Below are 20,025 nucleotides of genomic sequence, written 5' to 3'. Positions count from 1 at the left end.
GCACAATCACTTCTTTTCCTCTTTCGTTGCTTTTGCCTCCGGTTCTCCGGTCGAACCGGCCACGCCGAAGTTGAGCGGAAAGTCGTTGAGCTGACGCCACAATTCATACCAGACGGTCACCGTGTCGCCTTGAATCCAGCCAAGAACCTTGCTGCCCTGGCGCACGAAACGGCGCTCAGGCCAGGGCGTTTTGTCAGGCGTTTGTTCGACAAGGACGCGAAACAACCCGTCGCTGCCGGGGGTGGGATCTACCGAGCGCACCCGGCCATCATAGATGCCCACGGCGAATCCCGGCCACCCGCTGAACTGGAAAGCCGGGAAGCCCTCAAATTCGAGCCGCACCGGGCGGCCCGGCTCGACCAGTGGGATATCCCGACCGTCTATGTACAATTCGACCGCGCGGGTGATGTGCTCGGGCGCGATCGTCGCCAGCACTGTGCCTGAGGAGATAAGTGCTCCGCCCGCAGCAGCATTGAGGTTCTGGATGCGCCCGTCGCGGGGGGCGGAGACAACCTGCGCCGAGTTCTGCGTCAGCTTGATCTCGATCTGCTTCAGCTTGGCACGGGCTTCGGCCAGCTTTGCGTCGGCTTCCGCGACCTTGATCTGTGTTTGTTCGTAGTCGCGGCGAGCAGCCAATCCCTCGGCGTAGAGCTGCCCGGTGCGCCCTACATCGATCGAGGCGGTCGCGCGCGCCTGCTGGATGGCCGCGATCTGTGCCTCAAACTGCGCCTTCTCGCTGGCGAGCCGTTCGAGAAAGTCGGGATCGACATCGACCACGCGAACTATCGGATCGCCCGTGCGGACGAAATCACCGTCTTTTACGTAGAATTCCTCGACGCGGCCATCGACCAACGAAGAAACGTCGCGAGCGCGGTCTTCGGCTTTGAGCGTCGTGACCTGACCGCCGCCTTGGGCAGTTTGCAGCCAAGGCACGAACAGGATCGCGACGGCAAGCACGATGCCGATCAGAATCAGCCAAGCGACGGTTGTCACCACGCGAGGGGGTCGCAGCCGTGCCAGCGAGGGGAAGTGAACCATTTGGGTTTTGTCCAGAGTCACGGCTGCACCTCCCGTTCCGCGATGAAGTGCAAGAACGCCGCCTTGTCGGTAAAGCGGTGCTGTTCACGCGCGCCGAGCCAGTACCATGCATCGAGGTCGAGCGCTTCGGGTCTTCCGGTGCTAAGCAGGACGGTGGTGCCGTTCTGCCGAAGTTCGGCCAGCGTTGCCTTGAGGACGCCCAGTGGCATCATGTCGAAAAGCTGTGACATGACCAGTACCCGGGGGCTGCTGAGGAGGGCGTTGACAAGTTTGAGCTGCATCATCTCGACGATCGAGAGTGGGGAGCCCGAACTGGCAAGCTGGGTGTCCAGACCGTCAGGCAGGCTGGCAAGGCGGGCGAGCAAACCAACCCGTTCCAGTGCCTGCATGGTCTTTGCCCCGTCTGCGTTTCGCCCTCCGGCAAGCGACAAGTATTCGCGCAAGGTGATATCGACGATCGTCGGCCGGTTGAGCACCATTACCGCCGATCGTAGAAGATACATGTCGAGGCTACCCAGTTCGCTGCCACCGATAGAGACGATGCCGCCCTTGGGCGTAACATGGCGCTTTAGCAGCAGGGCGAGCGTACGCTCGATACCAGGCTCGGCCAGAATAACCGCTTGTTCGCCGCTTGCGATTGCGAAATCGAGGTGGGCTCCGTCGAAATCGACATCGCGAAAACGCACCGAACCATTGGCCGGCGCTTCGCCGCGCTGGCACGCGCGTTCCTGCGGGATGGCAAAAATCAGCGAAAGCTCCTCGCTGCTTGCGACGAGATCGTAGAAAGTGTCGAGATACCACCCGAGCTGGTAGATACCGTAGAAAACACTGGACAGGATCAGTTCTGCGGCGACCAGCTGCCCAATCGAAAGCTGTCCGGCAATGATCAGGCTGCCGCCAAGCGCCAGCAGGGCCGCGGCCGCGAAGGCATAGACCAGGAAGTAGCCGACGGTTTGGGCAAAGCTGTATTGGAAATAGCGGCGGTGGGCCTTGATGTAGTCTGCCGTCACTGCCTCCGAGCGGTCCATCGCAAAATCGAGATGGCGGGCAGATTTGTAGAAGCCGTTCGACGCACCGACGCTTTCCAGCCAATGCGCCGCGTCGTGCTTGGCGTGGCTGAGGCCAACCGCACCGCTGATCGCACCATGGCGCCAGATCAGCCAGATCGTCAGGCAGACGAGGACCAACACCAGATTGAACGCCAGGAAAAATGGGTGATAGAAGCTCGTCACCAGCAGGCCCACCGCGCCCTGCAGGATGATCGTGAAGGCTCCGATGACCAGGCTGGGCACAGACTTTTGAACGATGGCCATGTCGAAGTAGCGATTGAACAGACTGCCACGGCTGTCGTCAGCGAAGAAGGGGTTCTGGGCATGCACCGCGCGCACCGTGATCTCGGCCACGACGCGCGCGAAAAATACGGCGCTCGAAGATGGCGAGAAGATAGATACGCAGCGCGCTAAGCCCTGCGACTACCAAAAGCAGAACCAGGAGCACGCCTGACAGAATCCACAAGGGCGCAACGAGAGCGGTGCGCGCCACCGAGTTTATGAGAAGCTGCACCGAGATCGGCGTTGCCAGCGACAACAAGCTGATTGCCACAGTGTAGACGATGCCGACGTTCACATAACTTCGGTCGGGACCGACAATTTCCGTCAGCCAAACAGCCGCCTGCCGCAGGCCGACACGTTCATTTGCCAATTTTGCCCCCTGTCATGAACCGGTTCGTTTCTATAACGGATGACTATGCCTTGTCAGGAAACCCTAACTGGCGGGCAAACTTTTCTGGCTGAGAAATGTTGCGTTACAATAAATTGCTGCGATGCAGCATTTCTCGATCGCTGGCTTGCGGGGAGTGCTCGGGAGTGGAGGTTGGACAGTTAAAAGCCAGCTTTTCAGCGTTCCCACCACCGCTTCCTTTCATGTAGACGTCAACTGCTCGGCTGAAAGCCGCCCTTATGACGCGTGCTCCGCAACGGCAGTAAAGTCCCATTTGCTACCGCTCGCTCCGTTTTCAGCGATCCACAATAGCGGTCTTCCTTTAGGGACGAAATCTGTCCACGCTGCGTAAGCGTCTCTGCGCAAAACCCGTTACCGCAAATCCACAATCTCGACCGCAGGCAGGGTAAGCGCGCCCGGTTGCTCGTCCCAGTGCAGGGCGTTCAACACCCCGCCATCGGCCCGCAGTTCCGCCACGCGCGCGGTGTCCACTTCGGCAAAAACCCACTGGCTTTTGCCCTCTGCCCCCACCGCCAGCACGCCGTCTTCGGGCATTCCCCGGTCCGGCGGACCATAGATCGCCGCCGCGCCCCGGTTCACGTCCACCGCAGGCGACCATGCCGCATCACCCACGGTCGGGGCCTGCACGGCATAGCATTGCCCCTCCAGGGCGCGGGCCTGCGCGCCAATCCGCACGCGCCAATATCCGCGTAGACTGTCGGTGCACGAAGGCACAAGGATCACCTCTGCCCCCGCCTCGACACAGGCGCGCGCCAGCAGCGGGAATTCGCTGTCGTAACAGATGTTCACCGCCAGCCGCCCCAGCGCGGTATCGAACACCCGCAGCGCAGCGCCGCCCGCAATGTCCCATTCCTCCCGCTCGAACCGGGTCATCACCAGTTTGTCCTGCACGCCCACAATGCCACCCGGCGCAAACAGCCGCGCGGCATTGCGGAACCGCCCATCGGCGTCCTTGCGCGGGGCGCTGGCCGCCAGAATGTGCATCCCCGTCTGTGCCGCCAGCGCACTATGCAGCGCATCCACGCGCGGCAGCAGCGCCGATACCGTTTCAATCGACAGCGCCAGATCGCCCATCGTTGCAGGGTCAAGGCTGGCCAGCTCCATCGCCCCATATTCGGGGAACACCGCCAGCGCAGCCCCCGCTGCCGCCGCCTCATCCACCCAGCGCGTCACTTTGGCGGCATAGGCGTCCCAATTGGCCAGCCGGTCGATGGGATATTGCGCGGCGGCTATCGTGAAGCTCACCATTGCCGCAGCCAGTATTGCATCGGCTTCACGCTTTCTTCCGCCTCGCCATGTTCCTTCCACGCAAGGTCGGTGACCAGCCCCGGCACCGGCGCATAGCCGCGCTTTGCCCAGAACCCGTCCAGAGGCGTGTAATCCGCAGGCCGCGCCGGATGGTCCTCCCTGCGCACCACGGCGGCAAAGCACGCTGCAGTGGCCCCGCTCGCCCGCGCCTGCGCCTCGCGCTGGTCAAAGAAGGCATGTCCGATCCCCGCCCCGCGATATTCGGGCAGCAGCACGCTTTCGCCAAAGTAGAACAGGCGCGCCACATCCAGCCCGCGCTGTTCAAAGGGCCTGCGAAACGCCGCCTTCTGGTGCATCATCGGGGCCGCCGTCGCCGCGCCCACAATCCGCGCGCCATCAAACGCCGCCACCAGCACCGCATCGGGCGCGGCGGCATATTCGGTCAGGTATTCCGCTTCATAGGCGGCATCGCCATCGTACAGATAGGGAAAGGCCGCGAACACCGCGATCCGCAGCGCCGCCAGATCGTCCAGCGCCGCCGCGATCTCATCCCCCGTCAACGGCCTGACCGAAATGGCCATCAGCCCAGCACCTGCCGGTTCCAGTCCTCAAGGTTGTAATACATCGTCAGCCGCGAAATCCTGCCCCCCTCCAGCGCCAGAAACGCGCCCGCCGGCAGCACATAAGCCTGCCCGCTCGCCTCAGGCAGCCCCTCATCCGTCGCCAGATAGGCCCCGTGCACCACGAACTCCGCCGCCGCGCGCGTCCCATCGTCGCTGGCCATCAGCACGATGTCTTCCAGCCGCTCCTTATAACAGCGCTCCATATGCTTCAGGAAATCGGCAAAGGCCGCCTTGCCCACCACCCGCGCGCCCTCATTCACATCATGCGCCACATCGTCGGTCAGGCATTCGAGCATCCCGGCCCAGTCACCCGCATTGAACGCCGCGTAATAACGGGCCAACACGGCAATCGCATCAGTTCGGGCAGCAGGACTGGTCATCGGGCAAATCTCCTTTGTCCCCCGGTGTAGCGAAGCGTGCCGCGCCATTCCAGCGCCCCGCCCTGCAACGCACCTTTGCAATCCTACCGCCAATTGCACTTTTTCCGCGTTTCGCTTATGGGCCACCTGAACGCCCCGGCCGCAGCGATGGAGTCGCCTCCAACGTGATGCCGGGGTTTCTTATTCCCGCCGGGCGGTTCATCCCCGGCGTCGTGCAGGAAGCAAGATGATGTCGCGTCGCCGCCAGATCTACGAAGGCAAGGCCAAGATCCTTTACGAAGGCCCCGAACCGGGCACGATCATCCAGTATTTCAAGGATGATGCCACCGCGTTCAACGCGCAAAAGCGCGGCACGATCAACGGCAAGGGCGTGATCAACAACCGCATCAGCGAATATGTGTTCACGCGCCTCGCACACATCGGCATCCCCACGCACTTCATCCGCCGCCTGAACATGCGCGAACAGCTTGTGCGTCAGGCCGAAATCATCCCGATCGAAGTGGTCGTGCGCAACATCGCCGCAGGTTCCATTTCCAAGCGCCTTGGCATCGAAGAGGGTGAGCCGCTGCCGCACACCCTGATCGAATACTATTACAAGGACGATGCGCTGGGCGATCCGATGATCGCCGAAGAACACATCGCCTGCTTCGGCTGGGCATCGAACGAGGAAATGCAGGACATTTCCTCGATGGCGATCCGCGTGAACGATTTCCTGTGCGGCATGTTCGCGGCGATCAACATCAGCCTGGTCGACTTCAAGCTTGAATTCGGCCGCATCTGGGACGGCGATTACAGCCGCGTGATCCTGGCCGACGAAATCAGCCCCGACGGCTGCCGCCTGTGGGACATGACCACCGGCGAAAAGCTCGACAAGGATCGCTTCCGCCGCGATCTGGGCGGTGAAGAAGAAGCCTACCAGGAAGTCGCCCGCCGCCTCGGCCTGCTCGAAAACGACGGCGGCCCCAGCGAAGTCTTCGACCTGGGCGCTCACCGCAAGCTGCGCGGCAAGAAGTAACCTTCACGCCCCAGCGAACACAAAGGCCCCCTTCGGCAACGGAGGGGGTTTTTGTTTGCCCGCCATCTGCCTCTCCCCGTTGCACCCCGCGCCCCAACCGGGCAAACCCCTGCGCGATGATCCCGCACCGCCTGCTTCCGTTTCCCGCCCTGCTGCTTCTTGCCGCCTGCACCGCGCAGCCTGGCACCCTTGCCAGCGCCCCCAAACCCACATGGGCGTTCCAGCAAAGCGATTTGCCCGCCGATCCCGCCTACCGCTTCGGCCAGCTCGAAAACGGCATGCGCTTCATCATCCGGCGCAATGCCACGCCTGCCGGCACCGCGCAGGTGCGCATGGACATCGCCACCGGTTCGCTGGACGAGCGCGAAAACGAGCGCGGTTTTGCCCATTTTGTCGAACATATGGCCTTCAACGGCTCCACCCACGTCCCCGAAGGCGAGATGGTCAAGCTGCTGGAACGCAATGGCCTGTCGTTCGGCGCAGATACCAACGCCCAGACCTCGTTCGAACAAACGCTCTACATGCTCGAACTGCCGCGCAATGATGCAAAGCTGCTCGACACAGCGCTGATGCTGATGCGCGAAACCGCCAGCGAATTGACCATCGCGCCAGAAGCGGTGCAGCGCGAACGCGGCGTCGTCATGTCGGAACTGCGCGATGGGCAGGGCTGGCAGCGCACCAATCTGGAAGACCAGCTTGCGTTCTTCTACCCGCAGGCAACCTATCCCAAACGCCTGCCCATCGGCACGGTCGATGCGCTGAACGCCGCTACCGCGCAAACGCTCAAGGCCTTCTGGCAACGCGAATATGTGCCATCCAAAACCACGCTGGTCGTGGTGGGCGATTTCGATCCCGATGTGGTCGAAACTGCCCTGCGCGCCCGCTTTGCCGATTGGCAGCCGCGCCCGCAAAGCGCTCGCCCCGATCAGGGCAAAGTGCTGCCCAAGCAAAAGGATGCGGTGGACATCCACCTCGATCCCTCGCTGTCCGAACGGGTCACCGCATCGCGCCACGGCCCATGGCTGGACGAACCCGACAGCGTGGCCAACCGCCGCCGCAACCTGCTGCGGCAGATCGGTTATGGCGTGGTCAACCGCCGGTTTCAGCGGATGAGCCGGGTGATAGATCCGCCGTTCCGGGGCGCCGGCCTTGGCACCAGCGAAGTGTTCCACATCGGCCGCACCACCAACCTTATCGTCGATACGGTCGACGGCGGCTGGCAACGCGGGTTTGCCGCCGCCGCCGGGGCCTATGCCCGCGCGCTGTCAGGCGGTTTTACGCAGGGCGAGATTGCCGAACAGGTCGCCAATATCCGCACCGGGCTGGAAAACGCGGCTGCCGGAGCCGACACTCGCCCCCATGGTGCATTGACAGGCGCGGCGCTGGCGCTGATCCGCGATGATATTGTCCCCACCACACCGCAATCAGGCCTTGATCGCTTCAACCGGTTTGCCGCCTCGATCACGCCCAAAACCGTGATGGAAGCATTGCGGCAAGAAGCCGTACCGCTGAAAAACCCCCTGATCCGCTGGCAGGGCCGCACACCGCCCGCCGGGGGCGAACAGGCCCTGCGCCAGACATGGGCCAAAGCCACCAGGGCCAAGGCAACAGCGGGCGAAATCCCCGCGCCCATGCCCTTTGCCTATACCGATTTCGGCCCGGCAGGCACCGTCACGTCTGACACCACCGAACCGCTGTTCGGCATCCGCCAGATCCGCTTTGCCAACCATGTCATGCTCAACCTCAAACGCACCGATCTTGCAAAGGATCGCGTCGAGGTCCGCCTCAATATCGACGGCGGCGAAATGCTGGACAGCAAGACCGATCCTCTGGCCACAGACATGACCGGCGTTCTGGCGCGTGGCGGCCTTGGCAAACATAGCGAGGACGATTTGCAAACCCTGCTGGCGGGCCGCTCGGTCGCCATGGGGCTGGGCGCAGGCGGCGATACCTTCGACAGCGGCGTCACCACCACCCCGCGCGATCTGGCGCTGCAATTGCAATTGTGGGCAGCCATGGTCACCGATCCCGGCTATCGCCCCGAAGGCGAAGTGCTTTACCGGCAGAACATCGCCAACTTCTTTGCCCGCCTGCGCTCCAGCCCTCAGGCCGCGCTGTCCAACAGCATCGGCGGGGTGCTTTCAGCCAACGACCCGCGGTTCACCCTGCAATCGCAGGACGCCTTTGCCGCATTGGGCTATGCCAAATTGCGCAACGCCATCGCTGACCGGTTGGCCCACGGCGCCATCGAAATCGCCGTTGTCGGCGATATCGATGAAGCCGCCACTATAGATGCGGTTGCCCGCACCTTTGGCGCCCTGCCCCAACGGGAAGCGGAATTCCGCCCTTACACGGCAGAACGACAGCGCAGCTTTACCCCGCAACGAGGGTTGACCGTCATCCGCCATACAGGCGAAGCCAATCAGGCGATCATCCGCAATGTCTGGCCCACCCGCGATGATCGTGATCCGCAAGAGGCGATGGCACTTACCGTGCTGAGCGAAGTCGCCCAGATCGAAGTGACCGACACTGTGCGCGAAAAGCTGGGCAAGGCCTATTCCCCCAGCGCATCGGGCAGCCTTTCCCACGTCTGGCCCGGCTATGGCACTTTCGCCATCTCCGCCTCGGTCGATCTCGCGGACATCGCCGCCACCCGCGCTGCCTTGGACGAAACCATGCGCGCCCTCGCCAGTGGCCCCGTAGATGCCGATGTGTTGCAACGCGCCCGCGCGCCCATGCTGGAACGTATCGACAATGCGCTGAAAACCAACGGCGGCTGGATGGCACTGGCCGAACGCGCCAGCACCGAACCTGACCGCCTGCAACGCGCAAAATCCGCCCGCGCCCGCGTGGAAAGCATCACCGTCGCAGACCTGCAAGCCTTGGCCAAACGCTACCTCACCCCGGAAAAAGCCGTGCAAGTGCTGGTCCTACCCGAAGGCGCTGCTGCGCCGAAAGGTTGATGGGGTTACCTGCTGGCGATGCCGAACCCCGGCACCGCCTCCTCCCCGACGGGTAGGGGAGCGAGACTTATTGAGCGATCAGCGAAATTGGTCGCGGCGGGGAGAGTTTCCAAAGCCAGAGGTTTTCCCCACAACCACTCACCCCTTGCGCAACCCCAATACCACCAGTTCAGCATGGCTTTCCGCCATCCATTCCATATCCAGCGGCTCTGCCCCCACCGGCTCGAACACACCTTGCCACAGCGCCGCAAGGATGATGCCACCCGCCACGCTGCGCGCGGTCATGCGCGGGTCGGCGCAGGAAAATTCACCGCGCGCCATGCCGTGAAAGATCAGCCGCTCAACCGCCCCCAGCACGCAGATCATCGTGGTTTCATGATAGAACCGCGCCAGTTCGGGAAAATTGCGCCCCTCCCCGACGATCAGCCTGGGCAGGAACGCCATGTCCGGGCTGGCAATGCGCGCCATCGCGTTCTTGATGAACCCGCGCAGCAGGGCGGCGGCAGGCAGGTTGCCGTAATCGCCGGGCAAAAGCGTGGGCATGACTTCGGTAATCACTTCGGACACCAGCGCACGAAACAGCGCGTCCTTGCTGTCGAACGTCAGATACAGCGCGGCACGGCTAATCCCCACACGCCGCGCCACGTCTTCCAACCGGGCAGCCGCAAACCCGCGCTCCGAAAATTCCTCGCGCGCGGCATCAAGGATTCTGGCGCGACGGTCGGTAGGGGTAATGCGTGGCATGGGCAGGATAATAACTGACACGTCAGTTATTAAAAGGTAAAAATGCGGCGGCGGAACAGCCGGATTCGCGTGGGATGCGATGGGAAAATTCCGGCCCCGTTCCGCCGCCGCAAGGACCACTTCCTGTCCTTGGGGTATTTGCACCCTAGCGCGGATTTCCGCCGTTTTCTCGCTGTTTTCCTACTTACGCATTCGGCGCTATGGTATCGGTCATGACGTTAACACTCCCCTTTCGTGCAAGGGCCATCGCGCCCCTCGGCAGCCCGACGGAAGGGGACGGCAAACTTTCTCTGGACTGTGTAAACAGTGTAAACCTGTTCAGGAAAACGGAGCCTAACCTTTCGCATCAGCCCTTGCTCTTCCGGCCTTCCGGTTGCATAGGCCGCGCCAAGAATCTCCCGCCCCAAGAATCTCCGAAAGGCCCCGCCCGATGAAGGTCCGCGTCATTGTCAGCCTCAAGAACGGCGTTCTCGATCCGCAGGGCCGCGCCATCCACCACGCGCTCGAAGGTTTGGGCTTTTCCGGCGTCAACGATGTGCGCGCCGGCCGTGTGATCGAACTCGACGTGGCCGACAACACCACGGATGAAGCGCTGGACGAAATGTGCCGCAAGCTTCTCGCCAACATGGTGATCGAAAACTACCGCATCGAAAAGGCGGCCTGAGCAGGCCTGAGCAGGAGCGCAACCCATGGCCTTCACCTCCGCCGTCATCACCTTCCCCGGCTCGAACTGCGATCGCGACATGGCGGTTGCGGTTGAACAGGTTTGCGGCGGCACCGTCCACCGCGTCTGGCACGGCGATGCCGAACTGCCCGACAATCTCGATTTCATCGCCCTGCCCGGCGGCTTCTCCTATGGCGACTACTTGCGATCGGGCGCCATGGCGGCACGCTCGCCAGTGATGCAGGCCGTGGTCCGCGCGGCGGAACGCGGCGTGGCAGTGCTGGGCGTGTGCAACGGCTTTCAGGTGCTGACCGAAGCGGGCCTGCTGCCTGGCGCGCTGATGCGCAACGCGGGCATCCGCTTCGTCTGCCGCGACGTGGCGCTGACGGTTGAAAACAACCAGTCGCTGTTTACCGCAGGCTACACCGCCGGACAGGAAATCCTGATCCCGGTGGCGCACCACGACGGCAACTACTTCGCCGATGCAGAAACGCTGGACCGGATCGAAGGCGAAGGCCGCGTTGCTTTCCGCTATGCGCAGGACGTCAACGGATCGGCCCGCAATATCGCAGGCGTGCTGAACGCGCGCGGCAATGTGCTGGGCATGATGCCACATCCCGAACGCATGATCGAAGCTGCGCAAGGCGGATCGGATGGCCGGGCCCTGTTTGAAAGCGTGGTGCGCGGTCTGGTTACGGCCTGAACACGCTGAAACGTCAGGCAAATACTCTCAGGCCCTGATCCGCGCGCCCAGACGAATGGTGTCGAACAGTGCCAGTGCATCGGCGCTGTGCATTGGACGGCCGAAGTAATAGCCTTGGATTTTCTTGCAGCCTAGGCGGCGGATCACGTCCAGTTCCAATTCCGTTTCCACGCCTTCTGCCGTGGTCGACATGTCAAGACTGTCGGCCATGGCCACCACCGCCCGCACGATGGCAAGGCTTTCAGGATTGTTGCGCGCCGCGCCTTGCACAAAACTGCGGTCGACCTTGATCGTCGAAAACCGCATCTTGCGCAGATAGCCGAGCGACGAATAGCCGGTGCCGAAATCGTCCAGCGCCACGCCGCAACCGATCCCCATCAGGTTTTCCAGCGTCATCTGCGCGGTCGTTCCATCGCGCACAAAAATGCTCTCGGTCACCTCGATTTCAAGGCGGTGCGGCGGCAACCCGGTGATCGACAGCGCCGACACCACGGTTTCGGCAAAATACGGGTCCAGCAACTGCTCACCCGAAACATTGACCGCAACCTTGACGCTTGCAGGCCACTTCATCGCCTCACGACAGGCCATGCGCAGCACCCATTCGCCAATCGGCACGATCAGGCGGGTATCTTCGGCCAGCGGAATGAACTTTGCCGGGCTGACCATCCCATGCTCGGCATTGTTCCAGCGCAGCAGCGCCTCAAAGCTTAACACCTCTTCGGTCTGGGCATCGACAACCGGCTGGAACATCAGCGAAAATTCATCGCGTTCCAGCGCGTGACGCAGCGAAAATTCAAGCTGACGGCGCTCTTCGGCATGGGCGTGCAGCGATGGCTCATACGTGCAGTGCCGTCCGCCGCCTTCATCCTTGACCCGGTAAAGCGCGAGGTCGGCATTGCGCAGCAGCGTCTCAACCGTTGTCCCATCACGCGGGCCATAGGCCGACCCGATACTGGCTCCCACAAACAACGTATGGTGCCCCACTTCATAGGGCTTTGAAAGCGCGGCGATAATCGCCTTGGCCAGTTCGTCTATCCGTTCACTGTCGGGCGCATCGCGCACCACGACTGCAAATTCATCGCCGCCCAGACGAGCGCAAGTGCCTTCATCCCCCACAATCGTCCGCAGCCGTTCGGACACCAGTGCCAGAAGCTGATCGCCAACATGGTGACCCAACGAATCGTTGATCGATTTGAACCGGTCTAGGTCCAGCATCAGGAAGGCGCAACGGGTGCGCCACTGTTCGGCATACGCCAGTGCATGCCCCACCGCTTCGGTCAGCATCATGCGATTGGGCAGGCCTGTCAGCGTATCATAACGGGCAAGATAGGCGATTTTCTCGGCACTTTCGCGCTGCTCGGTGACATCCGACCCGACACCACGGAAGCCAAGGAACGAACCGTTGTCATCAAACTTGGGTGATGCCGAAAGCTCCCACCAGCGATGGTTCTCGTGCAGAGTGACCCGAACCAGCAGGTTGGCAAAACTTTCCCGCCGCTTCAGTCGCTCAGCCAGATCGTGCATGCTGGAATGGAAATGCCCCATATCCCATGCTGCACCTGATATGAGCTGGATCAGCGGTTTACCTTCAACATCTTCAGGGTCAGCGCCCAGCGCAAAGGCGAAGCGCGGACTGACCGAGCGCACCCGGCGTGTGGCATCAATCTGCCACAGCCAGTCGGCGTCACCTTCTTCAAATTCGCGCAGCAGCAGCGATACGACCTCGCTCTTTTCAGCCATGCCCGCTTCGGCCAGTCGCGCGCCCAGAAATGTCCGGGCGCCTTCAACTGCACCGATACCGACAATGGCGATATAGCTGACTGCAACCGCGGCTTGAATGAATTCAGCTTCGAACAGGAACGTTGCCAAAGCCGATGCGCCCACGATGCCCGAAAAAAGCACGGTGGCCATTGGCAGCGCGGCAAAAGTTACTGCCATTCCTGTCATCAGTGTCGCCAGCACCGTCCACAGCATCATGCGCTGCTCAGCAGAAGCCAGTGGGGCGAAACCGAGCATCGGCACCACCCATACCAGAGCAATCAGCAACGACGAGACGGTCTGTCGATGGGCTTCCTGTCGCGAAATACGACGCCGGTCTGCATCGATCAACGAGCGGTCGAAACGTGCGCCATAAATCAGCACGCCGACGAGTATAGCCATCCAGCTTATCAAAAGCGCGATGTGGATCGTTCCGGCGAAAATCTGCAGGACCAGCAAGGCCGAAAGGCCGTGGGCGATAAGCCGGGCGAACGTCAAACGCGCCAAGCTGGAATACTGAAAGCCGCGCAGGCGCGACCAGTCGCCATCCGCCGGATCGCGGAAGCCGATCACGGCGAGTATGGGCAACTTGTCCATCGCGTTCGAATCCGATGATTTGGTCACAAGGCTTTTTTAACGGCAAACCGTTAGCCAATCGTAACCACAGCGGGCCAATGGTCGATCGAAGGCCACAAGCGTTCTGCCGTGCGCCAATGTGTAGCAGCACGAATTTCTGCACAAAAAAGCCCGCCGCACTCAAAGGTGCGACGGGCCGGACTTTCCTCCCCAGGAAAGGTCCAGTCAGGCTATGCCGGGGATCAACGTCCCAACGCGCTGCCAAGCCGGTGGTAAAGGTTTGAAAACTTGATCGATTCCGGCTGGTCTTCGATCGCTTTCAGATAGTGCAGTACCGCTTCGCGGATCAGCTTGAAGTCCTCGGTCGAGAGGACAGCACGGGCGCGTGCAGGTTCAGCCATTTTGCGTCTCCTTCGTTGGTCTTCGTGGCGCGATTGCCGCGAACTTCAGTTTTCAATCGGTCAGGCAGCAAACTGGTTCATCGTATTGTGCGTGCCGCCAGCCTTCAGCGCAGCTTCACCGGCGAAGTATTCCTTGTGATCGTCACCAATGTCGCTGCCAGCCATGTTCTGGTGCTTGACGCAGGCGATACCCTGACGGATTTCCTCACGCTGGACCTGCTTGACGTAACCCAGCATCCCTTCCTCACCGAAATAGCGCTTGGCGAGGTTGTCGGTGCTGAGCGCCGCCGTGTGATACGTGGGCAGGGTAATAAGGTGGTGAAAAATGCCCGCCTGCGCCGCCGCATCGCGCTGGAACGTGCGGATACGTTCGTCTGCCTCGATGCCCAGCTCGGTGCCGTCATAGTCCACGCTCATCAGCCTTGCCCGGTCATAAGCGCCCGTGTCGCGACCTTCTGCTGCCCACGCATCAAACACCTGCTGACGGAAGTTCAGCGTCCAGTTGAAGCTGGGGCTGTTGTTGTAAACCAGCTTGGCATTCGGGATCACTTCGCGGATGCGGCTGACCATTCCCCCGATCTGGCCGATGTGCGGCTTTTCAGTTTCAATCCACAGCAGGTCTGCACCGTTCTGCAGCGACGTGATGCAATCCAGCACGCAGCGATCCTCGCCGGTTCCCGAACGGAACTGGTAAAGGTTTGAAGGCAGACGCTTGGGCCGCATCAGCTTGCCGTCGCGAGCTATCAGTACGTCACCATGGCCAAGACTGGCCGCATCAACATCTTCGCAATCAAGGAAGCTGTTGTATTGATCGGCAATATCGCCCTTTTCGCGGGTATAAGCGATCTGCTTGGTCAGCCCTGCGCCCAGTGAATCGGTGCGCGCAACTATCACACCGTCATCCACACCGAGTTCCATGAAGGCATAACGGACCGCGCGGATCTTCGCGAGGAAGTCTTCGTGCGGAACGGTGACCTTGCCGTCCTGGTGGCCGCACTGCTTTTCATCCGAAACCTGGTTTTCGATCTGGATGCAGCATGCGCCCGCTTCGATGAACTTCTTGGCCAGCAGGTAGGTCGCTTCTGCATTGCCGAAGCCTGCATCGATGTCCGCGATGATCGGAACGACGTGGGTTTCGAATTCATCGATCTTGTGCAGCAGGCGGTGGGTGTTGACCGCATCGCCCGCAGCTTTGGCCGCATCGAGATCGCGGAACAACATGCCCAGTTCACGGGCATCCGCCTGCTTCAGGAATGTGTAAAGTTCCTCGATCAGCGCGGCCACGCTGGTCTTTTCGTGCATCGACTGGTCGGGCAGCGGGCCAAATTCGCTGCGCAGTGCGGCAACCATCCAGCCTGACAGATATAGGTAGCGGCCCTTGGTGGTGCCGAAGTGCTTCTTGATCGAGATCAGCTTCTGCTGCCCGATGAAGCCGTGCCAGCAGCCCAGCGACTGGGTGTAGTTGGCAGGGTCCGCGTCATAGGCTTCCATGTCGCGGCGCATTATCTTTGCGGTGTAGCGGGCAATATCCAGCCCGGTGTGGAACCGGTTCTGCAGGCGCATACGGGCCACGCTTTCCGGTTCGATGCCGTCCCAGGTCTGCGCGAAAGGCGCGATGGCCTTGCCAGCTTCGACGATCTTGCTGTGGTAGGTCATTTCCCGTGTTCCCTCACGTCCTGTGCGTCTGGTGTGAGTTCTGGGTACTGTGCGAATCGTGCGGGCGGAACGGGCTGTGCGGTCATATTGTCAAACTTTACAGAATATGCTTGTAAAGTTGTGCAGGAAACACAGACGACTTCAAAGGCGCATGTGCAATGTCGACAAGACCGCTTTATCTCGGCCCCCGGTTGAAGCGTATCCGGCGCGAGCTGGGGCTGACACAGCAGGCCATGGCCGAAGAACTGAGCATATCGCCCAGCTACATCGCCCTGATCGAACGCAACCAGCGCCCCTTGACGGCTGACCTGCTGCTGCGATTGGCGCGGGCGTACAAGCTGGACATGGCCGATCTGGCAGCGGACGACCGCGACGATTATGCCCGGCGACTGACCGACGCACTGCGCGATCCGATCTTTGCCGATATCGATCTGCCCCCGCTGGAAGTTGCCGACGTTGCCGCCAGCTTTCCCGGTGTGACCGAAGCCTTGCTGCGCCTGCACGGTGCATGGCAGCGCGAACAGCAGGCGCTGGCCGACCAGCGCAGCGCTGCGCCGGGGGTGAGCGCGAGCGACCCCGTGGGCGAAGCGCGGCGGTTTGTGGCGGCACGGCGCAACTATTTCCCCACCATCGATTGCAAGGCCGAGGAACTGGCCGGAGAGATCGACAAGGCAGGCGGCGCGGCACAATGGTTGCGCCAGCAGGGCGTGCGGGTGCGGTTCCTGCCGCCCGATGTGATGATGGGCGCGATCCGTCGGTATGACCGCCACAACGAACAATTGCTGGTGGACGATACGCTGTCGGCATCAGGCCGGACGTGGCAACTGGTGCAGCACATCGCCTATACCACGCTGCGCACCGAGATTGCCGGCGTGATCCGGGGAGAAAGCTTTGCCAGCCAGACCGCGGCCAACCTCGTCCGGCGGGCACTGGCCGGATATGCGGCGGCGGCGCTGCTGATGCCTTATGACCGGTTTGCCCGCGCCGTAGATGCGCGGCGTTATGATCTTGAGGCGCTGTCAGGGCAGTTCGGCACCAGTTTTGAACAAGTGGCGCACCGGCTGACCACGCTGAACCGGCCGGGGCAGGAACGGGTGCCGTTCTTCTTCATCCGCGTGGATGCGGCGGGAAATGTGTCAAAGCGGCTGGATGGCGCAGGCTTTCCCTTTGCCGCGCATGGCGGGGGGTGTCCGTTGTGGAGCGTGCATGATTGTCTGCGCACGCCGGGGCAGATCACCACGCAATGGCTGGAACTGCCTGATGGCCAGCGGTTCTTTTCGGTGGCGCGCACGGTGACATCGGGCGGTGGCGGGTTTGACCGGCCGGTGATGACGCGCGCCATTGCGCTGGCCTGCGCGGCGGAACATGCGCCCCGCCTGATCTATGCCGCCGGGGCCGATCCCAAAGCGGCAGAGGCGACCCCCATTGGCGTGACCTGCCGCCTGTGCCACCGCGCGCAATGCACTGCGCGGGCAGAGCCGCCGATCGGACGCGAGATTCTGCCGGATGATTATCGCCGTGCGGCAGAACCTTTCGCCTTTGCCGAGAGCTGATGGCGACGCCTTGCAGGTGCAACACAGCACCGCTATCGGCGCAAGTCCGCCGAATCGATTGGCGGCTGGTATCCAAAGGCGCCGCTATTGGCCAAGATCATTCCCCTTTCCGACGTTGATTCTGCCCTGGTAGATCAGGTGCTTGACCAGGCTTTCGAGCCGGGCCGCCGCACCCGAACCGCCTATAAGGTGCGCGAAGGCATGGAGGCATTGGGGAACCTGTCGTTTGCCGCGCTGGACGATAACGACATGCTGGCAGGCACGATCCAGTGCTGGCCGGTGTCGTTGACCGATGCCACGGGCCGCGCCCATCCGATGATTATGGTTGGCCCCGTAGCCGTGCTGCCGCATCTGCAAGGCGCCGGTTTTGGCAAGGCGCTGATGACGGCGGCACTGACCGCAATCGATCCGCGCGCACCATTGCCGCAGGTCCTGATCGGCGATCCTGAATACTACGAACGGTTCTTCGGTTTTTCCAACGCGCACACCGGCGGATGGAAGCTGCCCGGACCGTTTGAGCAGCACCGATTGCTGTGCCGCACCGCCAACCCTGCCATTCTGCCGCAAGAGGGCATGTTGGGGCCTTGGCGGCGCTGATCTGATCTGGCATCGGCGGGATGTGCCTTACATTCCACCCCCAGAACTTGCTTCCTTAAGCCTTGCCGAACTGGCCGAACAGGTCGCCGCGCGCAAGCTGCCCCCGCTGGACCGGTGGACACCAGCGGACGTGGGCGACAGCGAGATGCGCATTGCCGCCGATGGACGCTGGTATCATCAGGGCGGCGAGATCAGGCGACCTGCCATGGTTCGCGCCTTTTCATCGCTGTTGACGAAAGATGCGGACGGGCAGCACTGGCTGGTCACCCCGTTTCAGCGCCTGTCGATTACGGTGGAAGACGTGGCGTTCATTGCCACGGACATGCAGGTAAAGGCCGATGCCGATGGCAAGCCTACGCTGGCATTCCGGCTGAACACCGACGATCTGGTGGTGTGCGGGGCCGATCATCCCTTGCGCGTGGCGGGAACGGCAGATGTGCCCGCGTTCTACATCAGCGTGCGTCACGGCACCGAGGCGCGACTGAACCGTAGCACCTATGGCCAGTTGATCGATCATGCGCTGTCGCTGGGTGGCGATGAACTGGCGGTGGAAAGCAACGGTCAGCGTTTTGCACTGATGCCTTCAGCATGAGCCTGCTCGACCACCTGAGCGGGCTTTACAGCGAGGGCCACCGCGCCCCTGCGCGCGACCTTTATGAAGACTGGCGGCCCCTGCCCGATCAGGCCCTGCGCCCCGCTGCGGTGCTGATTGCCGTAACCGACCGCAAGGACCATCCCGATGGGCCGGGCGTGCTGTTGATCCACCGTCCGTCGCACATGCGCGCGCATCCGGGGCAGGCGGCGTTTCCGGGCGGCAAGCTTGATCCGGGCGAAACCCCGATAGAGGCGGCCTTGCGCGAAGCGAATGAGGAACTGGGCATCCGGGCTCAGGACGTAACCGTGATCGGCGCGACCGACCGTTTCCGCACTGGCACCGGGTATGACATTACCCCGGTGCTGGCCGTTGTCCCGCCCGACCTGCCGCTGATGCCCAATCCCGCCGAGGTGGCCGACTGGTTCGAGCCGCCGCTTGGCTTTGTGCTGGATGCGGCCAACCATGCGCGCAAATCGGCAGAGTTCAATGGCCGCACGGGCCACTATATCGAGATTTTATGGAACGAGCACCGCATCTGGGGCGTGACCGCAGCGATCCTGTCCAACCTGTCCAAGCGGGTGCGCTGGCATGACTGAATACCTGCCCGCTGCCGACTGGACAGCCCGCGCCGATCTGGCCGCGCTGGTTACCGCGCTGGATCCTGAAGGCACCGGCAATTGCCGCTGGGTGGGCGGTGTGGTGCGCGATACCGTGTTGGGCATTCCCGCCAAGGACATCGACATGGCAACCACGCGGTCGCCCGAAGAAACGGCGGCGCGGCTGACAGCGGCGGGCATCAAGTGCGTGCCCACCGGCATCGCCCATGGCACGGTAACGGCTGTTCTGGCGGGCGGACCGGTGGAAATCACTACTCTGCGCCGCGATGTCTCCACCGATGGCCGCCACGCCACAGTCGCTTTCTCGACCGACTGGCGCGACGATGCTGCGCGGCGCGATTTCACCATCAATGCGCTTTATGCCGATCCCCGGACGCTGGAACTGTTCGATTATCATGGGGGACAGGCCGACCTTGCAGCGAAGGCCGTGCGCTTCATCGGCGATGCCCGTCAGCGTATCCGCGAAGATTACCTGCGCATCCTGCGCTATTTCCGCTTTCAGGCGCGGTTCGGATCGATCCCGGCGGATAGCGAAGCCGAAGCTGCGGTCAGCGAACTGGCGGCGGGGATGAAGGGCCTTTCGCGTGAGCGGGTAGGCTGGGAACTGATGAACCTGCTGGGCCTGCCCAACCCCGCCCCCACCGTGCGACGCATGGCGGAACTGGGCGTACTGGCACAAGTGCTGCCCGAAGTCCGGGAATCCGGACTGACCGCACTGGAAGCCCTGAACGACCGCGAAACACACCTGAACGTCCCCAATGATGCGCTACGCCGCCTTGCAGCTTTGCTGCCTGCCGATTCGGCAGTGGCAGATCAGGTCGCCGCACGGCTGCGACTTTCGATTGCCCAGCGCAAGCGGTTGAACAGCGCTGCCGCGCGCGAAACCGGCCCGACAGATGCCCGTGCGCTGGCCTATCGCATCGGAATTGAGGAAGCGCGCGACCGGTTGCTGCTGACAGGTGAACCGGTGGCCGTTCTGGATGGCTGGAACGTTCCGCGCCTGCCCCTGAAAGGTGGCCAGATCGTCGCGCGCGGAATTGGCGCGGGGCCGGACGTGGCGCGGATTTTGCGCAGTGTCGAAGCGCGGTGGATTAAGGAAGGTTTTCCCGATGAAGCGCGGGTTATGGAATTGCTCGACGCGGAACTGACCTAAG

17 protein-coding genes and 1 pseudogene are annotated in these 20,025 nt (G+C 62.3%); 9 read left to right on the top strand and 9 right to left on the bottom strand.

What is annotated here, in order from left to right; genetic code table 11:
* Positions 1–6 precede the first annotated feature (6 nt).
* From OVA07_RS09405 to OVA07_RS09385, 5 genes and pseudogenes are all read right to left on the bottom strand, one after another.
* Entirely contained in the window at positions 7–1,059 is a 1,053-nt protein-coding gene (locus OVA07_RS09405) for an HlyD family secretion protein (protein ID WP_268171179.1), read from the bottom strand.
* Positions 1,056–2,739, bottom strand: a pseudogene (locus tag OVA07_RS09400) (ABC transporter ATP-binding protein). The gene OVA07_RS09405 and the pseudogene OVA07_RS09400 overlap by 4 nt, the downstream one beginning before the upstream one ends.
* A 390-nt stretch (positions 2,740–3,129) precedes the next feature.
* Entirely contained in the window at positions 3,130–4,026 is an 897-nt protein-coding gene (locus OVA07_RS09395; protein WP_268171178.1) for a carbon-nitrogen hydrolase family protein, read from the bottom strand.
* Entirely contained in the window at positions 4,020–4,607 is a 588-nt protein-coding gene (locus OVA07_RS09390; RefSeq protein WP_268171177.1) for a GNAT family N-acetyltransferase, read from the bottom strand. Before OVA07_RS09390 ends, OVA07_RS09395 begins: the two co-directional genes overlap by 7 nt.
* Positions 4,607–5,029 carry a ketosteroid isomerase-related protein gene (locus tag OVA07_RS09385; protein WP_268171176.1) on the bottom strand — a complete coding sequence of 141 codons (423 nt, stop codon included), beginning with the start codon at positions 5,027–5,029 and terminating at the stop codon, positions 4,607–4,609. The genes OVA07_RS09390 and OVA07_RS09385 overlap by 1 nt, the downstream gene beginning before the upstream one ends.
* Positions 5,030–5,258: 229 nt before the next feature.
* Here OVA07_RS09385 and purC point away from each other — a divergent pair, with 229 nt between their 5' ends.
* Together purC and OVA07_RS09375 are read left to right on the top strand one after the other, a co-directional pair.
* Positions 5,259–6,044: a phosphoribosylaminoimidazolesuccinocarboxamide synthase gene (gene purC / locus OVA07_RS09380; RefSeq protein WP_039332937.1), complete on the top strand. Its 786-nt coding sequence runs from the start codon at positions 5,259–5,261 to the stop codon at positions 6,042–6,044.
* A 116-nt stretch (positions 6,045–6,160) separates the two neighbouring features.
* Positions 6,161–9,007 (top strand): M16 family metallopeptidase, encoded by a 2,847-nt coding sequence (locus OVA07_RS09375; RefSeq protein ID WP_268171175.1) that lies wholly within the window; start codon positions 6,161–6,163, stop codon positions 9,005–9,007.
* Between the two features lie 138 nt (positions 9,008–9,145).
* Here OVA07_RS09375 and OVA07_RS09370 read toward each other — a convergent pair whose 3' ends face one another.
* Positions 9,146–9,772: a TetR/AcrR family transcriptional regulator gene (locus OVA07_RS09370; protein ID WP_268171174.1), complete on the bottom strand. Its 627-nt coding sequence runs from the start codon at positions 9,770–9,772 to the stop codon at positions 9,146–9,148.
* A 409-nt stretch (positions 9,773–10,181) separates the two neighbouring features.
* Between OVA07_RS09370 and purS the strand changes: the two genes are divergently transcribed.
* Positions 10,182–10,415, top strand: coding sequence for a phosphoribosylformylglycinamidine synthase subunit PurS (gene purS, locus OVA07_RS09365; protein ID WP_268171173.1), 234 nt, complete (start codon positions 10,182–10,184; stop codon positions 10,413–10,415).
* A 25-nt stretch (positions 10,416–10,440) separates the two neighbouring features.
* Positions 10,441–11,118, top strand: coding sequence for a phosphoribosylformylglycinamidine synthase subunit PurQ (gene purQ, locus OVA07_RS09360; RefSeq protein WP_268171172.1), 678 nt, complete (start codon positions 10,441–10,443; stop codon positions 11,116–11,118).
* 27 nt (positions 11,119–11,145) lie between these two features.
* On the opposite strand, the gene OVA07_RS09355 is transcribed toward purQ, so the two are convergent.
* The 3 genes from OVA07_RS09355 to OVA07_RS09345 form a co-directional block, all read right to left on the bottom strand.
* The gene (locus OVA07_RS09355; RefSeq protein WP_268171171.1) at positions 11,146–13,473 is read right to left on the bottom strand and encodes a putative bifunctional diguanylate cyclase/phosphodiesterase; all 2,328 of its coding nucleotides are present in this window, start codon (positions 13,471–13,473) and stop codon (positions 11,146–11,148) included.
* A 221-nt stretch (positions 13,474–13,694) separates the two neighbouring features.
* Positions 13,695–13,853: a hypothetical protein gene (locus tag OVA07_RS09350; protein ID WP_268171170.1), complete on the bottom strand. Its 159-nt coding sequence runs from the start codon at positions 13,851–13,853 to the stop codon at positions 13,695–13,697.
* Between the two features lie 60 nt (positions 13,854–13,913).
* Positions 13,914–15,509 (bottom strand): isocitrate lyase, encoded by a 1,596-nt coding sequence (locus OVA07_RS09345; protein WP_268171169.1) that lies wholly within the window; start codon positions 15,507–15,509, stop codon positions 13,914–13,916.
* A gap of 158 nt (positions 15,510–15,667) precedes the next feature.
* Here OVA07_RS09345 and OVA07_RS09340 point away from each other — a divergent pair, with 158 nt between their 5' ends.
* From OVA07_RS09340 to OVA07_RS09320, 5 genes are all read left to right on the top strand, one after another.
* The gene (locus OVA07_RS09340; RefSeq protein WP_268171168.1) at positions 15,668–17,062 is read left to right on the top strand and encodes a helix-turn-helix domain-containing protein; all 1,395 of its coding nucleotides are present in this window, start codon (positions 15,668–15,670) and stop codon (positions 17,060–17,062) included.
* Between the two features lie 87 nt (positions 17,063–17,149).
* Positions 17,150–17,659, top strand: a complete 510-nt coding sequence (locus OVA07_RS09335) for a GNAT family N-acetyltransferase (protein WP_268171167.1) — start codon at positions 17,150–17,152, stop codon at positions 17,657–17,659.
* 22 nt (positions 17,660–17,681) lie between these two features.
* A complete protein-coding gene (locus OVA07_RS09330) occupies positions 17,682–18,251 on the top strand; it encodes a DUF1285 domain-containing protein (RefSeq protein ID WP_268171166.1) in 570 nt (189 codons plus the stop codon).
* Positions 18,248–18,850: an NUDIX hydrolase gene (locus tag OVA07_RS09325; protein WP_268171165.1), complete on the top strand. Its 603-nt coding sequence runs from the start codon at positions 18,248–18,250 to the stop codon at positions 18,848–18,850. Before OVA07_RS09330 ends, OVA07_RS09325 begins: the two co-directional genes overlap by 4 nt.
* Positions 18,843–20,024 carry a CCA tRNA nucleotidyltransferase gene (locus OVA07_RS09320; protein WP_268171164.1) on the top strand — a complete coding sequence of 394 codons (1,182 nt, stop codon included), beginning with the start codon at positions 18,843–18,845 and terminating at the stop codon, positions 20,022–20,024. Before OVA07_RS09325 ends, OVA07_RS09320 begins: the two co-directional genes overlap by 8 nt.
* Position 20,025: the final 1 nt, after the last annotated feature.

This window comes from Novosphingobium sp. SL115, assembly GCF_026672515.1.
Lineage (GTDB): Bacteria > Pseudomonadota > Alphaproteobacteria > Sphingomonadales > Sphingomonadaceae > Novosphingobium.
The sequence above is the reverse complement of the archived record's forward strand: the minus strand, read 5'-3'. Positions and strand labels throughout refer to the sequence as shown.